At 67.4% G+C, this 18,036-nt stretch carries 31 protein-coding genes; all 31 read right to left on the bottom strand.

Annotation, left to right across the window (positions count from 1 at the left end; all coding sequences use genetic code 11):
• Positions 1-2 precede the first annotated feature (2 nt).
• The 31 genes from truA to rpsJ all read right to left on the bottom strand — a co-directional run bounded on the left by truA (position 3) and on the right by rpsJ (position 17,664).
• Positions 3-842: a tRNA pseudouridine(38-40) synthase TruA gene (truA, locus tag AY578_RS19820; RefSeq protein WP_136238186.1), complete on the bottom strand. Its 840-nt coding sequence runs from the start codon at positions 840-842 to the stop codon at positions 3-5.
• Positions 843-1,014: 172 nt separating this feature from the next.
• Positions 1,015-1,509: a 50S ribosomal protein L17 gene (gene rplQ, locus AY578_RS19815; protein ID WP_019526961.1), complete on the bottom strand. Its 495-nt coding sequence runs from the start codon at positions 1,507-1,509 to the stop codon at positions 1,015-1,017.
• A 174-nt stretch (positions 1,510-1,683) separates the two neighbouring features.
• Positions 1,684-2,706 carry a DNA-directed RNA polymerase subunit alpha gene (locus AY578_RS19810; protein WP_019526960.1) on the bottom strand — a complete coding sequence of 341 codons (1,023 nt, stop codon included), beginning with the start codon at positions 2,704-2,706 and terminating at the stop codon, positions 1,684-1,686.
• Between the two features lie 258 nt (positions 2,707-2,964).
• Complete coding sequence (gene rpsK, locus AY578_RS19805; RefSeq protein WP_003956432.1) at positions 2,965-3,369, bottom strand: 30S ribosomal protein S11; 405 nt, start codon at positions 3,367-3,369, stop codon at positions 2,965-2,967.
• A gap of 66 nt (positions 3,370-3,435) precedes the next feature.
• Positions 3,436-3,816, bottom strand: coding sequence for a 30S ribosomal protein S13 (rpsM, locus tag AY578_RS19800; RefSeq protein WP_019526959.1), 381 nt, complete (start codon positions 3,814-3,816; stop codon positions 3,436-3,438).
• 192 nt (positions 3,817-4,008) lie between these two features.
• Positions 4,009-4,122: a 50S ribosomal protein L36 gene (gene rpmJ / locus AY578_RS19795; protein ID WP_003974245.1), complete on the bottom strand. Its 114-nt coding sequence runs from the start codon at positions 4,120-4,122 to the stop codon at positions 4,009-4,011.
• Positions 4,123-4,181: 59 nt separating this feature from the next.
• Complete coding sequence (gene infA / locus AY578_RS19790; RefSeq protein WP_004927214.1) at positions 4,182-4,403, bottom strand: translation initiation factor IF-1; 222 nt, start codon at positions 4,401-4,403, stop codon at positions 4,182-4,184.
• A gap of 288 nt (positions 4,404-4,691) precedes the next feature.
• Complete coding sequence (map, locus tag AY578_RS19785; RefSeq protein WP_019526958.1) at positions 4,692-5,528, bottom strand: type I methionyl aminopeptidase; 837 nt, start codon at positions 5,526-5,528, stop codon at positions 4,692-4,694.
• A 159-nt stretch (positions 5,529-5,687) separates the two neighbouring features.
• Positions 5,688-6,341 carry an adenylate kinase gene (locus AY578_RS19780; protein WP_019526957.1) on the bottom strand — a complete coding sequence of 218 codons (654 nt, stop codon included), beginning with the start codon at positions 6,339-6,341 and terminating at the stop codon, positions 5,688-5,690.
• Entirely contained in the window at positions 6,341-7,654 is a 1,314-nt protein-coding gene (gene secY / locus AY578_RS19775; protein ID WP_258903428.1) for a preprotein translocase subunit SecY, read from the bottom strand. Before secY ends, AY578_RS19780 begins: the two co-directional genes overlap by 1 nt.
• Before the next feature lie 243 nt (positions 7,655-7,897).
• The gene (rplO, locus tag AY578_RS19770; protein WP_006130771.1) at positions 7,898-8,353 is read right to left on the bottom strand and encodes a 50S ribosomal protein L15; all 456 of its coding nucleotides are present in this window, start codon (positions 8,351-8,353) and stop codon (positions 7,898-7,900) included.
• Positions 8,354-8,355: 2 nt separating this feature from the next.
• On the bottom strand, positions 8,356-8,538 hold the full coding sequence (rpmD, locus tag AY578_RS19765) for a 50S ribosomal protein L30 (RefSeq protein ID WP_026244147.1): 183 nt from the start codon (positions 8,536-8,538) through the stop codon (positions 8,356-8,358).
• A 2-nt stretch (positions 8,539-8,540) separates the two neighbouring features.
• Positions 8,541-9,146 (bottom strand): 30S ribosomal protein S5, encoded by a 606-nt coding sequence (gene rpsE / locus AY578_RS19760; RefSeq protein WP_004984517.1) that lies wholly within the window; start codon positions 9,144-9,146, stop codon positions 8,541-8,543.
• A 36-nt stretch (positions 9,147-9,182) separates the two neighbouring features.
• On the bottom strand, positions 9,183-9,566 hold the full coding sequence (gene rplR / locus AY578_RS19755) for a 50S ribosomal protein L18 (protein WP_004927235.1): 384 nt from the start codon (positions 9,564-9,566) through the stop codon (positions 9,183-9,185).
• Between the two features lie 3 nt (positions 9,567-9,569).
• Positions 9,570-10,109 carry a 50S ribosomal protein L6 gene (rplF, locus tag AY578_RS19750; protein WP_019526954.1) on the bottom strand — a complete coding sequence of 180 codons (540 nt, stop codon included), beginning with the start codon at positions 10,107-10,109 and terminating at the stop codon, positions 9,570-9,572.
• Between the two features lie 24 nt (positions 10,110-10,133).
• Positions 10,134-10,532, bottom strand: coding sequence for a 30S ribosomal protein S8 (gene rpsH / locus AY578_RS19745; protein ID WP_006130772.1), 399 nt, complete (start codon positions 10,530-10,532; stop codon positions 10,134-10,136).
• Between the two features lie 211 nt (positions 10,533-10,743).
• Positions 10,744-10,929 (bottom strand): type Z 30S ribosomal protein S14, encoded by a 186-nt coding sequence (locus tag AY578_RS19740; RefSeq protein ID WP_003948630.1) that lies wholly within the window; start codon positions 10,927-10,929, stop codon positions 10,744-10,746.
• A gap of 5 nt (positions 10,930-10,934) precedes the next feature.
• Positions 10,935-11,492 carry a 50S ribosomal protein L5 gene (rplE, locus tag AY578_RS19735; protein WP_019526952.1) on the bottom strand — a complete coding sequence of 186 codons (558 nt, stop codon included), beginning with the start codon at positions 11,490-11,492 and terminating at the stop codon, positions 10,935-10,937.
• Positions 11,492-11,815, bottom strand: coding sequence for a 50S ribosomal protein L24 (rplX, locus tag AY578_RS19730; protein ID WP_026244146.1), 324 nt, complete (start codon positions 11,813-11,815; stop codon positions 11,492-11,494). Before rplX ends, rplE begins: the two co-directional genes overlap by 1 nt.
• 2 nt (positions 11,816-11,817) lie before the next feature.
• Complete coding sequence (rplN, locus tag AY578_RS19725) at positions 11,818-12,186, bottom strand: 50S ribosomal protein L14 (protein ID WP_003998823.1); 369 nt, start codon at positions 12,184-12,186, stop codon at positions 11,818-11,820.
• Between the two features lie 98 nt (positions 12,187-12,284).
• Positions 12,285-12,572: a 30S ribosomal protein S17 gene (gene rpsQ, locus AY578_RS19720; RefSeq protein ID WP_019526950.1), complete on the bottom strand. Its 288-nt coding sequence runs from the start codon at positions 12,570-12,572 to the stop codon at positions 12,285-12,287.
• Positions 12,569-12,793 (bottom strand): 50S ribosomal protein L29, encoded by a 225-nt coding sequence (gene rpmC / locus AY578_RS19715; protein WP_003974259.1) that lies wholly within the window; start codon positions 12,791-12,793, stop codon positions 12,569-12,571. Before rpmC ends, rpsQ begins: the two co-directional genes overlap by 4 nt.
• Positions 12,793-13,212, bottom strand: a complete 420-nt coding sequence (gene rplP, locus AY578_RS19710; RefSeq protein ID WP_004984526.1) for a 50S ribosomal protein L16 — start codon at positions 13,210-13,212, stop codon at positions 12,793-12,795. Before rplP ends, rpmC begins: the two co-directional genes overlap by 1 nt.
• A 5-nt stretch (positions 13,213-13,217) precedes the next feature.
• Complete coding sequence (gene rpsC / locus AY578_RS19705; protein WP_004927271.1) at positions 13,218-14,045, bottom strand: 30S ribosomal protein S3; 828 nt, start codon at positions 14,043-14,045, stop codon at positions 13,218-13,220.
• Positions 14,045-14,392 carry a 50S ribosomal protein L22 gene (rplV, locus tag AY578_RS19700; RefSeq protein ID WP_006130776.1) on the bottom strand — a complete coding sequence of 116 codons (348 nt, stop codon included), beginning with the start codon at positions 14,390-14,392 and terminating at the stop codon, positions 14,045-14,047. Before rplV ends, rpsC begins: the two co-directional genes overlap by 1 nt.
• A 44-nt stretch (positions 14,393-14,436) precedes the next feature.
• Positions 14,437-14,718 carry a 30S ribosomal protein S19 gene (gene rpsS / locus AY578_RS19695; RefSeq protein WP_010036728.1) on the bottom strand — a complete coding sequence of 94 codons (282 nt, stop codon included), beginning with the start codon at positions 14,716-14,718 and terminating at the stop codon, positions 14,437-14,439.
• A 12-nt stretch (positions 14,719-14,730) separates the two neighbouring features.
• Entirely contained in the window at positions 14,731-15,567 is an 837-nt protein-coding gene (gene rplB / locus AY578_RS19690) for a 50S ribosomal protein L2 (protein WP_093767505.1), read from the bottom strand.
• A 38-nt stretch (positions 15,568-15,605) separates the two neighbouring features.
• Positions 15,606-16,025 carry a 50S ribosomal protein L23 gene (gene rplW, locus AY578_RS19685; protein WP_006130779.1) on the bottom strand — a complete coding sequence of 140 codons (420 nt, stop codon included), beginning with the start codon at positions 16,023-16,025 and terminating at the stop codon, positions 15,606-15,608.
• On the bottom strand, positions 16,025-16,684 hold the full coding sequence (gene rplD / locus AY578_RS19680) for a 50S ribosomal protein L4 (protein WP_019526947.1): 660 nt from the start codon (positions 16,682-16,684) through the stop codon (positions 16,025-16,027). The genes rplW and rplD overlap by 1 nt, the downstream gene beginning before the upstream one ends.
• Positions 16,685-16,692: 8 nt before the next feature.
• Positions 16,693-17,337 carry a 50S ribosomal protein L3 gene (gene rplC / locus AY578_RS19675; protein WP_019526946.1) on the bottom strand — a complete coding sequence of 215 codons (645 nt, stop codon included), beginning with the start codon at positions 17,335-17,337 and terminating at the stop codon, positions 16,693-16,695.
• Between the two features lie 18 nt (positions 17,338-17,355).
• Complete coding sequence (rpsJ, locus tag AY578_RS19670) at positions 17,356-17,664, bottom strand: 30S ribosomal protein S10 (protein ID WP_003948644.1); 309 nt, start codon at positions 17,662-17,664, stop codon at positions 17,356-17,358.
• Positions 17,665-18,036 lie beyond the last annotated feature (372 nt).

Below are 18,036 nucleotides of genomic sequence, written 5' to 3'. Positions count from 1 at the left end.
CGTCAGCAGCAGCCCGCCGACGGCAGCGTCCGCTTGTTGCGCGCCTGGACGCTGCGGGCCGCGAGGAGCTCGTCGGCCGGGTAGCCGACCTCCTCCAGGGTCAGGCCGTGCGGGCGTACGACATGGACCGCCGAGTCCCGTACGCCCGCGGCCAGGACCTTCGCGGGCCAGTCCGGGGTGCGGTGCCCGTCGCCGACGAACAGCAGCGCGCCGATCAGCGAGCGCACCATGTTGTGGCAGAAGGCGTCGGCGCGGACGGTGGCGGTGATGATCCCGTCGTCGCCGCGCTCGAGGCTCAGCTCCTGCAGCGTCCGGATGGTCGTCGCGCCCTCGCGCCGCTTGCAGTAGGCGGCGAAGTCGTGCTCGCCGAGCAGTCCGCGGGCCGCCTCGTTCATGGCGTCCACGTCGAGCGGCCAGTCGTGCCACAGCACGTGGTTGCGCAGCAGCGGGTCGACGCCGCCGGGGTTGTCGGTGACGCGGTAGGCGTAGCGTCGCCAGATCGCCGAGAACCGCGCGTCGAAGCCCGCCGGCGCCTCCCTGAGCGCCCACACCCGCACATCCTTCGGCAGCCGCCCGGCGAGCCGCTTCAGCAGCTTCGGCCGGTGCTCGGCCCACACCTCGCGCGGCAGGTCCACGTGCGCGACCTGACCCCGCGCGTGCACACCGGCGTCGGTCCGCCCCGCCACGGTCAGCTCGTACGTCGTCGCGGACCGCGTCACGGTCCGCAGGGCGTCCTCGATCTCCCCCTGCACGGTCCGCCGCCCCCCGGCCTGCTTGGCCCACCCGGAGAACTCGGTCCCGTCATAGGAAAGATCCAGCCGGACCCGCACCACACCACTCACCCGAAACTCCCATCACCCAAACGAAGCGGGCCCGCTCCTCGAAAGAAGCGGACCCGCTGGTGCGCCCCCGAAGGGGCGCGGGGCTGTGCTCGATGTGCGGCTCCGCCACGTGGGCGCGCCCAGCCACGGCGAAAGCCGCAGCCAGGCGACCGCACAGGCCCCGCCGAAACGCTTACGCGTCCTTCGACTCCTCGGCCGCGGCCTCGTCGTCGCCCTTGGCCGTGTCGACCTTGGTCTCCGCAGCCTCGGCGTCCTTGGCCGACCGCTTGGTCGCGGCCTCGGCCTCGCCGACCGCGGCCTGCTGCACCGTCAGCGCCTCGACCAGCTCGATGACGGCCATGGGCGCGTTGTCGCCACGGCGGTTACCGATCTTGGTGATGCGGGTGTAGCCACCGGGACGGTTCTCGTACCGCGGGCCGATCTCGGTGAAGAGCGTGTGGACGATGCTCTTGTCCGTGATCACCTGGAGCACCTGACGGCGGTTGTGAAGGTCGCCCTTCTTCGCCTTGGTGACCAGACGCTCGGCGTAGGGACGCAGCTTGCGCGCCTTCGCCTCGGTGGTGGTGATGCGGCCGTGCTCGAAAAGCGCCTTCGCGAGGTTCGCGAGGAGAAGCTTCTCGTGCGCGGCGCTGCCGCCCAGACGGGCACCCTTGGTGGGCCTCGGCATAGTGACTCTCCTGTGTGTCTGCCCCGGCCGTATCAGGTACCGGAGTCAGTATCCGAGCAGGCGGTCGCCTGTCGGAGATCCGGACCCCCGAAGGGGCCCGGAAAGGGGCGCGGGGAACTGCGCGGTCAAGCACAGCGCACCCGCACCCGCGTACCGACCGGAAGGCCCGAGCTCTTAGTACTGCTCGGTCTCCACGAAGCCGGCGTCCGCGTCGTCCTCGGCGCCGAAGGCGTCGGCAGCGGCGGTCGGGTCGAACCCGGGAGGCGAGTCCTTCAGCGCGAGGCCCATGCCGGCGAGCTTCGCCTTGACCTCGTCGATGGACTTCGCACCGAAGTTCCGGATGTCGAGCAGGTCCGCCTCGGACCGCGCGACGAGCTCACCCACGGAGTGGATGCCCTCACGCTTGAGGCAGTTGTACGACCGGACCGTGAGCTCGAGCTCCTCGATCGGCAGCGCCAGGTCGGCGGCGAGGGCGGCGTCCGTCGGGGACGGACCCATGTCGATGCCCTCGGCGTCGATGTTCAGCTCGCGGGCGAGACCGAACAGCTCGACCAGGGTCTTGCCGGCCGACGCCATGGCGTCACGCGGCCGCATGGCCTGCTTGGTCTCGACGTCGACGATCAGCTTGTCGAAGTCGGTGCGCTGCTCGACTCGGGTCGCCTCGACCTTGTAGGTGACCTTCAGCACGGGGCTGTAGATCGAGTCGACCGGGATCCGGCCGATCTCCTGGCCGACCTGCTTGTTCTGCACCGCGGAGACGTAGCCGCGACCGCGCTCGACGGTCAGCTCCATCTCCAGCTTGCCCTTGCCGTTGAGCGTGGCGAGGACGAGGTCCGGGTTGTGCACCTCGACACCGGCCGGGGGCGCGATGTCGGCGGCGGTGACCAGACCCGGGCCCTGCTTGCGCAGGTACATCACGACCGGCTCGTCGTGCTCCGAGGAGACGACCAGCTGCTTGATGTTGAGGATCAGGTCGGTGACGTCCTCCTTGACGCCCGGCACGGTGGTGAACTCGTGCAGGACGCCGTCGATGCGGATGCTGGTGACAGCGGCACCGGGGATCGACGACAGGAGGGTGCGGCGGAGGGAGTTGCCGAGGGTGTAGCCGAAGCCCGGCTCCAGCGGCTCGATCACGAACCGGGAGCGGAATTCGTCGACGACCTCTTCGGTCAACGAGGGACGCTGAGCGATCAGCATGAGTGGATCAGATCCTTCTTTCGTGGACGCCCGCTATTTGACGTCCGACGGAAACCGCACCTGGTGAGGAGTGCGGGTACTGCAAGGGTACGGGCGATACGGCCCTTGCGAGCCGTACCGCCCGGAACCCGAAACCGACCGACCGGCCGGCCGCTGCGTCAGACGCGGCGGCGCTTCGGCGGGCGGCAGCCGTGCTGCGACATTGCGGGGAGCGACCCCCGCGCCCCCGGCAGGGGGCCGTCCAGCGCGGCCGTTGCCTCAGACGCGGCGGCGCTTCGGCGGGCGGCAGCCGTTGTGCGGGGTCGGGGTGACGTCCTGGATGGAGCCGACCTCGAGGCCCGTGGCCTGCAGGGAGCGGATGGCGGTCTCACGACCGGAACCCGGGCCCTTGACGAACACGTCGACCTTGCGCATGCCGTGCTCCTGGGCGCGGCGGGCGGCCGACTCGGCGGCCATCTGCGCGGCGAACGGCGTGGACTTCCGGGAGCCCTTGAAGCCGACGTGGCCGGCGGAGGCCCAGGAGATCACGTTGCCGGACGGGTCCGTGATCGAGACGATCGTGTTGTTGAACGTGCTCTTGATGTGCGCGTGGCCGTGAGCGACGTTCTTCTTTTCCTTGCGGCGCACCTTCTTGGCAGCGCCCTGACGACCCTTGGGGGGCATCTGTACTCCTACGGGAGGTGGTCGGTCCTACAGCGAAGACCGCTGGACGGCGAAGTCCGCTGAGGACTACTTCTTGCCCGGCTTCTTCTTGCCGGCGATGGCGCGACGCGGGCCCTTGCGGGTACGCGCGTTGGTGCTGGTGCGCTGACCGCGGACGGGCAGACCGCGACGGTGACGCAGACCCTGGTAGGTGCCGATCTCGACCTTGCGGCGGATGTCGGCCTGGATCTCGCGACGGAGGTCACCCTCGGTCTTGATGTTGTTGTCCACGTACTCGCGGATCGCGACCAGCTGCTCTTCGGTCAGGTCACGGACGCGGGTGTTCGGGTCGACGCCGGTCGCGGCCAGCGTCTGCTGCGAAAGGGTCCGGCCGATGCCGAACACGTAGGTGAGGGCGATCTCCACGCGCTTGTCGCGCGGGATGTCAACACCGGAAACGCGTGCCATTCAATGGCTCCAGTTGGTTGTCGGAGGTCTTCCACAGAACCGGCTCCCCGCCCGCCGTACCAGGTACGGGCCGGGTCCCCGGCCTCCGAGCCGGGGGTGTCGAGCCGTGCGGCTCGGGTCCTGCGTATGAACGTGTGTTGCTCGCGTCGCGCGAAGTCTGCGGGAGGCGCAGAGGGTGGTTCAGTGCTGCGGTCAGCCCTGGCGCTGCTTGTGGCGCGGGTTGTCGCAGATGACCATGACCCGACCGTGACGGCGGATCACCCTGCACTTGTCGCAGATCTTCTTGACGCTCGGCTTGACCTTCATGGGTGTGAGGTTCTCCGGGTCAGTGCCATCACCCCGGCGGGCCGGGGAGCGGGCAAGATCTACTTGTACCGGTAGACGATCCGGCCACGCGTGAGGTCGTACGGAGACAGCTCCACCACGACCCGGTCGTCAGGGAGGATGCGGATGTAGTGCATGCGCATCTTGCCGCTGATGTGTGCCAGGACCTGGTGGCCGTTCTGGAGCTCGACCCTGAACATGGCGTTCGGCAGAGACTCGACGACAGTGCCCTCGATCTCGATGGCACCTTGCTTCTTGGCCACGCTTTGCCCTTCGAATCGACTACCTTGATCGACTCTGTGGTGCACCGTGACCACATGCGGACATGCGGGTGCACCAGAGCCGACGAGTCAGTCTACGTCAGGGCACCCGGAAACACGAATCGAGAGATCCTGCCCTCCCGGGGAGATCCCTAACCCAACGGGTCCGGCGCGGCCGTGATGCCCAGCACCTGCCCCTGACGCCGCCCTCGCGGGTTCGGGGGCAGGGCGCCTCACAAGCTTCGCCCGGCTGCGCCGGCCTCCGGCCGGCGGGCCGGGTCCCGGCCGTCGTCAGGCGAGCGGGTCCGGGGCGGCCGTGATGCCCATCTCCGCGAGCTTCGCCTTGCCGCCGTCGGGGGCGGTCAGGACCAGGGGGCCCTGCTCGGTGAGGGCGACCGAGTGCTCCCAGTGGGAGGACCAGGTGCCGTCGGTCGTGATGACCGTCCAGTCGTCGGAGAGGACCTCGGTGCGCGGGGTGCCGAGGGAGACCATCGGCTCGATCGCCAGACAGAAGCCGGGCACCAGCTTCGGGCCCTTGCCGCGCTTGCGGTCGACGTAGTTCAGCAGGTGCGGGTCCATGTGCATCTCGGTGCCGATGCCGTGGCCGCCGTAGTCCTCGATGATCCCGTACTTGCCGCCGCCGGGCTTCGGCTGGCGGCGGATGTACGTCTCGATCGCGCGGGAGATGTCGACCAGCCGGTTGCCCTGCTTCATCGCCGCGATGCCGGCCCACATCGACTCCTCGGTGACCCGGGAGAGCTCGACCAGCTCCGGGGAGTGACCGGAGCCGACGAAGGCGGTGTAGGCGGCGTCGCCGTGCCAGCCGTCGACGATGGCGCCGCAGTCGATGGAGATGATGTCGCCGTCCTTGAGGATCACGTCGTCGGACGGGATGCCATGGACCACGACCTCGTTCACCGAGGTGCAGATGGTGGCGGGGAAGCCGCCGTAGCCGAGGAAGTTCGGCTTGGCGTTGTGCTCGGCGAGCACCTTGCGGGCGACCTGGTCCAGGTCCTTGGTGGACGCCCCGGGCACCGCGGCCTCACGGGTGGCCGCGTGGATGGCGGCGACGACCAGCCCCGCCTCGCGCATCTTGGCGATCTGCTCAGGGCTCTTGATCTGCACCATGGGGACGACGGCCTTTCTGGACCAGTGGTCGAGTACGAACGCTTCCAACGATACGGGCGCGGGCCGCCCGGATGCCGCGCGGGCGGCGGCACGGACCCCGCCCACGCCACAGCCGCGGCCCCTCGGGGGGAACCGCGGCTGTGCATGCGGCGGGACGGACTACTGGCCGCTCTTCAGCGCCTCCAGCGCCCGGCTGGTGACCTCGTCGACGGGACCCATCGCGGAGATGGTCACCACCAGGCCCTGGGCCCGGTAGTAGTCGATGATCGGCTCGGTCTGCGTGTGGTAGACCTCCAGGCGCGTGCGGACGGTCTCCTCGGAGTCGTCGTTGCGCTGGTACAGCTCGCCGCCGCAGAGGTCGCAGACGCCCTCCTGCTTCGGGGGGCTGTACGTCACGTGGAAGACGTGCGAGGAGTCCTTGCGGCAGACGCGCCGCCCGGCGATCCGCTTCACGACCTCGTCCTCGGGGGCCTCGAGGTCGAGCACCGCGTCCAGCTTGATGCCCTCGCTCTTCAGCAGCTCGTCCAGCGCCTCGGCCTGCGACACGTTGCGCGGGAAGCCGTCGAGCAGGAAGCCGTTCTCGGCGTCCGGCTGCGACATGCGGTCCTTGGCCATGGCGATGGTGACCTCGTCGGGGACGAGGTTACCGGCGTCGATGTAGGACTTCGCGAGCTTTCCCAGCTCGGTCTGCCGGCTGATGTTGGCGCGGAACAGGTCGCCCGTGGAGATGTGCGGGATGCGCAGTTTCTCGGCAAGACGGGTGGCCTGTGTGCCCTTTCCAGCACCCGGCGGCCCGACGAGGACGATTCGCATCAGCGGAGGAACCCTTCGTAATTGCGCTGCTGGAGCTGGCTCTCGATCTGCTTCACCGTCTCGAGACCGACACCCACGATGATCAGGATGCTCGTCCCGCCGAACGGGAAGTCCTGGTTTGCCCCGAAACCAACCAACGCCATCGTCGGTACGAGAGCGATCAGACCCAAGTACAGCGAACCCGGCCAGGTGATCCGGTTGAGTACGTAGCTCAGGTACTCAGCGGTCGGTCGGCCAGCCCGGATGCCCGGGATGAAGCCACCATACTTCTTCATGTTGTCCGCGACTTCCTCGGGGTTGAACGAGATGGCCACGTAGAAGAACGCGAAGAAGACGATGAGCAAGAAGTACAGCGTCACGTAAAGCGGGTGGTCACCGCGGACGAGGTGCGCCTCGATCCACGTCTTCCAGCCCGAGGTGCCGCTGGAGAACTGCGCGATCAGCGCCGGGATGTACAGCAGCGACGAGGCGAAGATGACCGGGATCACACCGGCCTGGTTGACCTTCAGCGGGATGTAGGTCGACGTGCCGCCGTAGGACCGGCGGCCGATCATGCGCTTCGCGTACTGGACGGGGATCCGGCGCTGGGCCTGCTCGACGAAGACGACCAGGCCGACCATGACCAGGCCGACGGCGATGACGGTGCCGAACTCGATCCAGCCGCCCGCCAGGCTGCCCTGCTCCTTGATGGCCCACAGGGCGGAGGGGAAGGTCGCGGCGATCGAGATGAACATCAGGATGGACATGCCGTTGCCGATGCCGCGGTCGGTGATCAGCTCACCGAGCCACATGACCACGGCCGTACCGGCGGTCATGGTGATGACCATGGTGATGGTCACGAAGATCGACTGGTCGGGGACGATCTGGCTCGCGACCGGGCAGCCCTGGAAGAGGGCGCCGCTGCGGGCGGTGGCCACCAGGCCGGTGCCCTGGAGGATGGCGAGCGCGACCGTCAGATAACGGGTGTACTGCGTGATCTTCGCCGTGCCGGCCTGCCCCTCCTTCTTCAGGGCTTCCAGGCGCGGGATCACCACGGTCAGCAGCTGCAGAATGATGCTCGCCGTGATGTACGGCATGATCCCGAGCGCGAAGACCGTGATCTGGAGCAGCGCGCCGCCGCTGAACATGTTCACCAGACCGAACAGGCCCTGGTTCGCCTGGGCCGCGTCGATACAGGTCTGGACGTTCCGGTAGTCGACACCCGGGATGGGGATGTGCGTACCTACGCGGTACACCACGATGATGCCGAGCGTGAAGAGCAGCTTCTTGCGCAGGTCGGGCGTCTTGAACGCCCGGGCGAACGCGGTGAGCACGGTGCCTCCTGCGACCCCCCGCGCAACTGCGTCAAGGGTGATGGTCTGAGATTCCGACTGAGGACGAATTCTTAACGGTCAACTGCCGCCCTGAGTGCCCCGCGTAGGGCCCCCGGGGTGAATGGGCAGCGCAGGCCACCTTACCGGCGACACCACCGCCCTAGGAACGACCAACCGGGGATACCCCATTTGTGGGGTATCCCCGGTCGGGATCGCTCTACGTCATCGAGACACCTGACGGGGTCAGACGAGCTCGGTGACCGTACCGCCGGCGGCGGTGATCTTCTCCTTGGCGGAGCCGGAGACGGCGTCGACCGTCACCTGCAGCGCCACGGAGATCTCGCCCTGGCCCAGGACCTTGACGAGGCTGTTCTTGCGCACGGCGCCCTTGGCGACCAGGTCCTCGACCGTGACCTCTCCGCCCTCGGGGTAGAGGGAGGCGAGCTTGTCCAGGTTCACGACCTGGTACTCGGTCTTGAACGGGTTCTTGAAGCCCTTGAGCTTCGGGAGACGCATGTGGAGGGGCATCTGGCCACCCTCGAAGCGCTCCGGAACCTGGTAACGGGCCTTGGTGCCCTTCGTACCACGACCGGCCGTCTTACCCTTCGACGCCTCACCACGACCCACACGGGTCTTGGCGGTCTTGGCGCCCGGGGCCGGACGGAGGTTGTGGATCTTGAGCGGGTTGTTCTCCGCCATGATCAGTCGACCTCCTCGACCGTCACGAGGTGGCGGACGGTGTGCACCATGCCGCGGAACTCGGGGCGGTCCTCCTTGACGACCTGCGTGTTGATGCCCTTGAGACCAAGGGTGCGCAGGGTGTCACGGTGGTTCTGCTTGCTGCCGATGTAGGACTTCACCTGCGTGATCTTGAGCTGCGCCATGATCACACACCCGCCCCGGCACGAGCGCGCAGCAGAGCCGCGGGAGCGACGTCCTCGAGCGGCAGACCACGGCGGGCCGCGATCTCCTCGGGACGCTGCAGGCCCTTCAGGGCCTCCACGGTCGCGTGCACGATGTTGATGGCGTTGTCGGAGCCGAGCGACTTCGACAGCACGTCGTGGATACCGGCGCACTCGAGCACGGCACGCACCGGGCCACCGGCGATAACACCGGTACCGGGCGACGCGGGCTTGAGCAGAACGACGCCGGCAGCCTTCTCACCCTGGATGGGGTGCGGGATGGTGCCCTGGATGCGGGGGACCTTGAAGAAGTGCTTCTTGGCCTCCTCAACGCCCTTGGCGATGGCGGCCGGCACCTCCTTGGCCTTGCCGTATCCGACACCCACGGTGCCGTCACCGTCGCCCACCACGACCAGCGCGGTGAAGCTGAAGCGACGACCACCCTTCACAACCTTGGCGACACGGTTGATCGCGACGACGCGCTCGACGTACGCGGTCTTCTCGGCGGCAGCAGCGCCGCCGTCACGGCCCTTCCGGTCCCGCCGCTCGCCGCCACCGGCGCCGCCACCGCGGCGCTGGGGTCCAGCCATTGGATTACCTCTCTCTTTCCGCTAGCTACAAGCGGCTCAGAACTTGAGCCCGGCTTCGCGGGCGGCGTCCGCCAGGGCGGCGATGCGCCCGGCGTACTGGTTGCCACCACGGTCGAACACGACGGCCTCGACACCGGCGGCCTTGGCACGCTCGGCGACCAGGGCGCCGACCTGCTTGGCCTGCGCGGACTTGTCGCCCTCGCCGCCGCGGACCGACGCGTCCAGGGTGGACGCCGACGCCAGGGTGTGACCCTTCAGGTCGTCGATCACCTGCGCCACGATGTGGCGGTTGGAACGGGTCACGACCAGGCGAGGACGCTCGGCGGTGCCGGCGACCTTCTTGCGGATCCGGATGTGACGACGCTTGATAGCAGCACGCTTGTACGCGTCGCCCTTGAGGATCTTCTGCCCGTATGCCATGGCTTACTTACCCGCCTTTCCGACCTTGCGGCGGATGACTTCGCCCTCGTACTTGACGCCCTTGGCCTTGTACGGGTCGGGCTTGCGCAGCTTGCGGATGTTGGCCGCAACCTCGCCGACCTTCTGCTTGTCGATGCCCTCGACCGAGAACCGGGTCGGGGACTCCACCTTGAAGGTGATGCCCTCGGGGGCCTCGACCGTGATGGGGTGGCTGTAGCCGAGGGAGAACTCCAGGTTCGAACCCTTGGCGACAACGCGGTAACCCACACCGCTGATCTCGAGCTTCTTCACGTAACCCTGGGTCACGCCGGTGATCATGTTCGCCACCAGCGTGCGGGACAGGCCGTGGAGGGCCTTGTTCTGACGCTCGTCGTTGGGGCGGGTGACGTTCAGGACGCCGTCCTCACCCTTGGCGATCTCGATCGGCGCCACGACGGTGTGGGTCAGCGTGCCCTTGGGGCCCTTGACCGCGACCGTGCGGCCGTCGATGGTGACGTCCACGCCGGCGGGAACCGCGATGGGGAGCTTGCCGATGCGCGACATAGCTGTTTCCTCCGTTCCCTTCTGCTACCAGACGTAGGCGAGGACTTCCCCACCCACGCCCTTCTTGCCGGCCTGCTTGTCGGTGAGGAGCCCGTGCGACGTGGAGATGATCGCCACGCCGAGGCCGCCCAGCACCTTCGGCAGGTTGGTGGACTTCGCGTACACCCGGAGACCGGGCTTGGAGATCCGCTTGATGCCCGCGATGGAGCGCTCACGGTTGGGGCCGAACTTCAGCTCCAGGACGAGGTTCTTGCCGACCTCGGCGTCCTCGACCTTCCAGCCCGTGATGAAGCCCTCCTGCTGGAGGATCTCCGCGATGTGCGACTTGATCTTCGAGTGCGGCATCGACACGGTGTCGTGGTATGCCGAGTTCGCGTTCCGCAGACGCGTAAGCATGTCTGCGATCGGATCAGTCATGGTCATGAATTGGCCTTCGGCCTCTCTCGCCGGGGTTTCCTGGTGCGCCATCCCTCTCCCCGATCCGAGACGGGACGGGTGCGGCGCGGTGGACCTACGGCGTAGTAAGTCGTACGGGCACGGCAGGTGCCCAACCCCACAAGCCTAAGCCATGCGGAGCGGGGCTCCTGCCGTTCCCATTGCTTACCGAGAGCCCTGGGAGTCCGGAACTACCGGATTACCAGGAGCTCTTGGTCACGCCCGGCAGCTCGCCACGGTGAGCCATCTCACGAAGGCACACGCGGCACAGGCCGAACTTGCGGTACACGGAGTGCGGACGGCCGCAGCGCTGGCAGCGGGTGTAGCCACGCACACCGAACTTGGGCTTGCGAGCAGCCTTCGCGATGAGAGCCTTCTTCGCCATCTCGCTCACGCCTCCTTGAACGGGAAGCCGAGGTGACGGAGAAGGGCACGGCCCTCTTCGTCGTTGGTCGCCGTGGTCACCACGGTGATGTCCATACCCCGGACGCGGTCGATCTTGTCCTGGTCGATCTCGTGGAACATGACCTGCTCCGTGAGACCGAAGGTGTAGTTGCCACGGCCGTCGAACTGCTTGGGGGACAGGCCGCGGAAGTCGCGGATGCGCGGCAGCGCGAGCGACAGGGTGCGGTCCAGGAACTCCCACATGCGGTCGCCACGGAGCGTGACGTGGGCACCGATCGGCTGACCCTCACGCAGCTTGAACTGCGCGATGGACTTGCGGGCCTTGGTGACGGCCGGCTTCTGACCGGTGATCGTGGTGAGGTCGCGGATGGCGCCCTCGATCAGCTTGGAGTCGCGGGCGGCGTCGCCCACACCCATGTTGACCACGATCTTGACGAGGCCGGGAACCTGCATGACGTTCTCGTACGAGAACTCCTCACGCAGCTTGCCCGCGATCTCCTCGCGGTACTTCGTCTTGAGACGCGGAGTGGTGGTGGTCGTCATCAGATGTCCTCACCCGTCCGCTTGGCAACGCGGATCTTGTTGCCCTCTTCGTCGAAGCGGTAGCCGACGCGGGTCACGACCTTCTTGCCGTCCTTCTCCACGACCAGCTGGACGTTGGAGACGTGGATCGGGGCCTCGGTGGTGACGATGCCGCCGGCCTGGGAACCGCGAGCCGTCGGACCGGCCTTGGTGTGCTTCTTGACCCGGTTGACACCCTCGACCAGGACGCGCTGCTCGCGCGGGAAAGCGGCAATGACCTTGCCCTGCTTGCCCTTGTCCTTGCCGGTGATGACCTGGACCAGGTCGCCCTTCTTGATCTTCATGCTCACAGCACCTCCGGCGCGAGGGAGATGATCTTCATGAACTTCTTCTCGCGCAGCTCACGGCCCACGGGGCCGAAGATACGGGTGCCACGAGGGTCGCCGTCGTTCTTGAGAATGACGGCGGCGTTCTCGTCGAAGCGGATGTACGAGCCGTCCGGACGGCGGCGCTCCTTGACGGTGCGAACGATGACCGCCTTGACGACGTCACCCTTCTTCACGTTGCCACCGGGGATCGCGTCCTTGACGGTGGCGACGATGACGTCACCGATACCCGCGTAGCGGCGACCGGAGCCACCGAGCACACGGATGCAGAGGATCTCCTTCGCACCCGTGTTGTCGGCGACACGCAGTCGCGACTCCTGCTGGATCACGTCTATCTCCTGAATGTCTGCCGGTTCCCCGGGAGCCGCTCAGCGGAGCGGCTCCCGGAGCCTGGCGGAACTGTCCTGCGGGGTTTGCCCCGCAGGAATTACTTGGCCTTCTCGAGGATCTCGACGACGCGCCAGCGCTTCGTCGCGGACAGCGGCCGGGTCTCCATGAGGAGGACGCGGTCGCCGACACCCGCGGCGTTCTGCTCGTCGTGCGCCTTGAGCTTGTTCGTACGGCGGATGACCTTGCCGTACAGCGCGTGCTTCACGCGGTCCTCGACAGCGACGACGACGGTCTTGTCCATCTTGTCGCTGACGACCAGACCCTCACGGGTCTTGCGGAAACCGCGGGCGGCCTTCGTCTCTTCAGTCACGTTGTTCTCGCTCATGCGCTCTCCACCGTCTCGATGCCCAGCTCGCGCTCACGCATCAGGGTGTAGATCCGCGCGATGTCCTTGCGGACGGCCTTGAGCCGACCGTGGTTCTCGAGCTGACCCGTGGCCGCCTGGAAGCGGAGGTTGAACAGCTCTTCCTTGGCCTCGCGGAGCTTCGCCAGAAGCTCCTCGTTGCCCAGCTCGCGCAGCTCTGACGCCTTGGTACCGGCCGACATCACGCTTCACCTGCCTCGCGCTTGACGATCTTGCACTTCATCGGCAGCTTGTGAGCCGCACGGGTCAGGGCCTCGCGCGCGATCTTCTCGTTGGGGTACGACAGCTCGAACATGACGCGTCCGGGCTTGACGTTGGCCACCCACCACTCCGGGGAACCCTTACCGGAACCCATGCGGGTCTCGGCCGGCTTCTTGGTGAGGGGGCGGTCCGGGTAGATGTTGATCCAGACCTTGCCGCCACGCTTGATGTGGCGGGTCATGGCGATACGAGCCGCTTCGATCTGGCGGTTCGTCACGTACGCCGGGGTGAGCGCCTGGATGCCGTACTCGCCGAACGCAACCTGCGTGCCACCCTTCGACATGCCGTTGCGCTTCGGGTGGTGCTGCTTGCGGTGCTTGACCCTACGGGGGATCAGCATTTCGGTCAGGCCTCCGTTCCGGTGCTCTCAGCCGGAGCGGCCGCCGGAGCCTCGGCCTTGGGGGCCTCGGCAGCGGGAGCCTGCTGCGGCTTGCGACCGCGACCGCCACGCTCGCCACCGCGGCCACCACGGGCCGGGCGGTCTGCACCACCACGGGCCGGGCGGTTGCCGGCGCGGGCAGCGGCGTTCTCGGCGCGGACCTCGGCGATGTTCTTGACGTCGCCCTTGTAGATCCAGACCTTCACACCGATGCGGCCGAAGGTCGTCTTGGCCTCGAAGAAGCCGTAGTCCACGTTCGCGCGGAGCGTGTGCAGGGGCACACGGCCCTCGCGGTAGAACTCCGAGCGGGACATCTCGGCGCCGCCGAGGCGGCCACCGCACTGGATCTTGATGCCCTTGGCGCCCGCCTTCATCGCCGACTGCATGCTCTTACGCATGGCGCGGCGGAAGGAGACGCGGGAGGAGAGCTGCTCGGCGACGGCCTGCGCGACCAGCTGAGCGTCCGTCTCGGGGTTCTTGACCTCGAGGATGTTCAGCTGGACCTGCTTGCCGGTGAGCTTCTCGAGGTCACCGCGGATGCGGTCGGCCTCGGCGCCACGGCGGCCGATCACGATGCCCGGACGCGCGGTGTGGATGTCCACACGCACACGGTCACGGGTGCGCTCGATCTCGACCTTGGAGATGCCGGCGCGCTCCATGCCGGACGTCATCATCCGACGGATGGCGACGTCTTCCTTGACGTAGTCCTTGTACAGCTTGTCGGCGTACCAACGCGACTTGAAGTCGGTCGTGACACCGAGCCGGAACCCGTGCGGGTTAACCTTCTGGCCCATTACCGGGTTCCTTCCTTGCTGCTGACGACCACGGTGATGTGGCTGGTCCGCTTGCGGATCCGGTAGGCGCGGCCCTGGGCGCGCGGACGGAACCGCTTCAGGGTCGGGCCCTCGTCGACGTAGGCCTCGGAAATGAAGAGGCTGTCGACGTCGGTGTGGTCGTAGTTGTGCGCGGCGTTGGCAATGGCGCTGTCCAGCACCTTGCCCACCGGCACGCTCGCGGCCTGCGGGGCGAAACGCAGGACCGCCTGAGCCTCCGTGGCGTCCATGCCACGGATGAGGTCCACCACGCGGCGGGCCTTCATGGGCGTGACGCGGATGTACCGCGCCTGGGCCCTGGCTTCCATGGTTGTCCCTTCAGTGTCTGTCATGGTCGATTGCACCCCGCCGACTAGCGGCGCTTCGACTTCCGGTCGTCCTTGACGTGGCCCCGGAAGGTGCGGGTCGGCGAGAACTCGCCGAGCTTGTGGCCGACCATCGACTCGGTGACAAACACCGGGATGTGGGTCTTGCCGTTGTGCACCGCGATCGTGTGGCCCAGCATCGCCGGGACGATCATCGAGCGACGGGACCAGGTCTTGATGACGTTCTTGGTACCGGCTTCGTTCTGCGCGTCCACCTTCTTGATCAGGTGGTCGTCGACGAAGGGTCCCTTCTTCAAGCTACGAGGCATCTCAACCCGTCCTTAGCGCTTCTTGTTCGTCTTGCGGCGGCGGACGATGTACTTGTTCGACGCCTTCTTGGGCGAACGAGTACGGCCTTCCTTCTTGCCCCAGGGGGACACGGGGTGACGGCCACCGGAGGTCCGGCCCTCACCACCACCGTGCGGGTGGTCCACCGGGTTCATGACGACACCGCGGACGGTCGGGCGGACGCCCAGCCACCGCTTGCGGCCCGCCTTGCCCCAGTTGATGTTGCTCTGCTCGGCGTTGCCGACCTCGCCGACCGTGGCGCGGCAGCGCTGGTCGACCAGGCGGATCTCGCCGGAGGGCATGCGGAGGTGGGCCATGGTGCCCTCCTTCGCGAGCAGCTGCACCGAGGCGCCGGCGGAGCGGGCGAACTTGGCGCCGCCGCCGGGACGCAGCTCGATGGCGTGCAGCGTCGTACCGACCGGGATGTTGCGCAGGGCAAGGTTGTTGCCCGGCTTGATGTCGGCCCCGGGACCGTTCTCGACGCGGTCGCCCTGCGACAGGCCACGCGGCGCGAGGATGTAGCGCTTCTCGCCGTCCGCGTAGTGCAGCAGCGCGATGCGCGCGGTGCGGTTGGGGTCGTACTCGATGTGCGCGACCTTCGCCGGCACGCCGTCCTTGTCGTGACGACGGAAGTCGATCACTCGGTAGGCGCGCTTGTGGCCACCGCCCTGGTGGCGGACGGTCACACGACCGGAATTGTTACGGCCGCCCTTGCTGTGCAGGGGACGGACCAGCGACTTCTCCGGCGTGGACCGCGTGACCTCGACGAAGTCGGCGACGCTGGAGCCACGACGGCCCGGAGTCGTCGGCTTGTACTTGCGGATACCCATTTCTCAGTCCTCGTCCGATATCGAACGATCCTGACCGCTTACGCGGTCGGACCGCCGAAGATGTCGATACGGTCGCCCTCGGCGAGGGTCACGATCGCGCGCTTGGTGGCGGCACGCTGGCCGAAGCCGGTGCGGGTGCGCTTGCGCTTGCCCACGCGGTTGATCGTGTTGACCCCGGTGACCTTGACCTCGAAGACCGCCTGGACGGCCTCCTTGATCTGGGTCTTGTTGGCACGCGGGTCGACGAGGAACGTGTACTTGTTCTCGTCGATGAGCGCGTAGCTCTTCTCGGACACGACCGGCTTCAGCAGGACGTCACGGGGGTCCGTGTACGCCTTGCTCGCCGGGGTGACGACGGTGTTCTTGCCTTCGGCCTCGTGGCGACGCGCCTTGGCGACGCGCGCAGCCTTGGCCGCCTTGGCGGCCTTCGAGGCGATCGAGGGGTGACGGGCAGCCATCAGACCTCGCTCCCTTCGTTGTCGTTGGCCTTGTTCGGGCCGGCGACGAAGGACTCGAAAGCGGCCTTGGTGAAGACCACGTCGTCCGAGACGAGAACGTCGTACGTGTTCAGCTGGCCCGGCTCCAGGATGTGGACCTGGGGCAGGTTGCGGGCGGACAGCCACGCGGCCTCGTCGGCGCGGTCGACGACCAGGAGCAGGTTCTTGCGCTCCGAGATCTTGCCGAACAGCGACTTGGCGGCCTTGGTGGACGGGGTCTCACCCTCGACCACGCCGGTGACGACGTGGATGCGGTTGTGGCGCGCCCGGTCGGTGAGGGCGTGACGCAGGGCGGCAGCCTTCATCTTCTTGGGCGTGCGCTGCGAGTAGTCGCGCGGCACGGGACCGTGCACGACGCCACCACCGGCGAACTGCGGCGCGCGGGTCGAGCCCTGACGGGCGCGGCCGGTGCCCTTCTGGCGGTACGGCTTCTTGCCGCCACCACGGACCTCGCCACGGGTCTTCGTCTTGTGCGTGCCCTGGCGGGCAGCGGCCAGCTGTGCGACGACGACCTGGTGGATCAGCGGAACGCTGACCTTCTCGACGTCGAAGATCTCCGCGGGGAGCTCGACGGTACCGGCCTTGTCGCCCGCCGGCGAAAGGATGTCAACAGTGCTCATCGGTTACCTCAGGCCCCCTTGGCCGCGGTGCGGACCAGGACGAGGCCGCCGTTCGGACCGGGAACCGCGCCCTTGATGAGCAGCAGACCCTTCTCCGCGTCAACGGCGTGGACGGTCAGGTTCTGGGTGGTGACCCGCTCGTTGCCCATGCGACCCGCCATGCGGAGGCCCTTGAACACACGGCCCGGGGTGGCGCAGCCACCGATGGAACCGGGCGAGCGGTGCTTGCGCTGGGTGCCGTGTCCGGCGCCGAGGCCACGGAAGTTGTGGCGCTTCATGACACCGGCGAAGCCCTTGCCCTTGCTCTTGCCGGTCACGTCGACCTTCACGCCGGCCTCGAACACCTCAGCGGTGATCTCCTGGCCCAGCGTGTACTCGGAGGCGTCCGACGTGCGGATCTCGACGAGGTGACGACGGGGGGTGACGTCGGCCTTGGCGAAGTGACCCTTGAGGGGCTTGTTCACCTTGCGCGGGTCGATCTCGCCGAAGGCGATCTGGACGGACTCGTAGCCGTCGACGTCGTTCGTGCGGACCTGGGTGACGACATTGGGGCCGGCCTTGACGACGGTGACCGGGACGACGCGGTTGTTCGCGTCCCACACCTGCGTCATGCCGAGCTTCTCGCCCAGGATGCCCTTGATCTGCTTTGCCATCTCTTCAGATCACCGGCCTCAGAGCTTGATCTCGATGTCGACACCGGCCGGGAGGTCGAGTCGCATCAGAGAGTCAACGGTCTTGGGGGTCGGGTCGAGGATGTCGATCAGGCGCTTGTGCGTGCGCATCTCGAAGTGCTCGCGCGAGTCCTTGTACTTGTGCGGCGACTTGATGACGCAGTACACGTTCTTCTCAGTGGGCAGCGGCACCGGGCCTGCGACCGACGCACCAGTGCGCGTCACCGTCTCGACGATCTTCTTCGCCGAAGAGTCGATGACCTCGTGGTCGTAGGCCTTGAGCCGGATGCGGATCTTCTGTCCCGCCATGGCTACTTCGTAGTCCTGTCTCTCATTACGCTCTGGAACCCGGAGCGGCTTCCCCTCACCTCCGACCCACGCGGTCGGGCGTGTCGCTCTCCCGCTGACACAGATGTCCCTTGTTCGGACATCCCTACGGGATTGACACGGCCCTACCAGAACCGCGGACCGGGGGCGAAAGGCCCACCGGGCGCCTGGCCGGCGCCGCACCACACTTCCCGGAAGATTCCCGTACGTCCGCCCCTGATCAGGGACGACGAGTACTGTGGGACTCGCTTCCGGTCCTCCCGGCGGGAGGCGCGCAGCATCAACACTCGACCGAGCAACTCGGACAGTCTGCCACAGAGGGCGGGGGGCTGGCCAATCGAGCGGAAGAGAGTA

Origin of the sequence: Streptomyces thermocarboxydus, assembly GCF_024760485.1 — a bacterium.
GTDB lineage: Bacteria > Actinomycetota > Actinomycetes > Streptomycetales > Streptomycetaceae > Streptomyces > Streptomyces cellulosae.
This window is presented reverse-complemented; position numbering and strand designations above follow the sequence as displayed.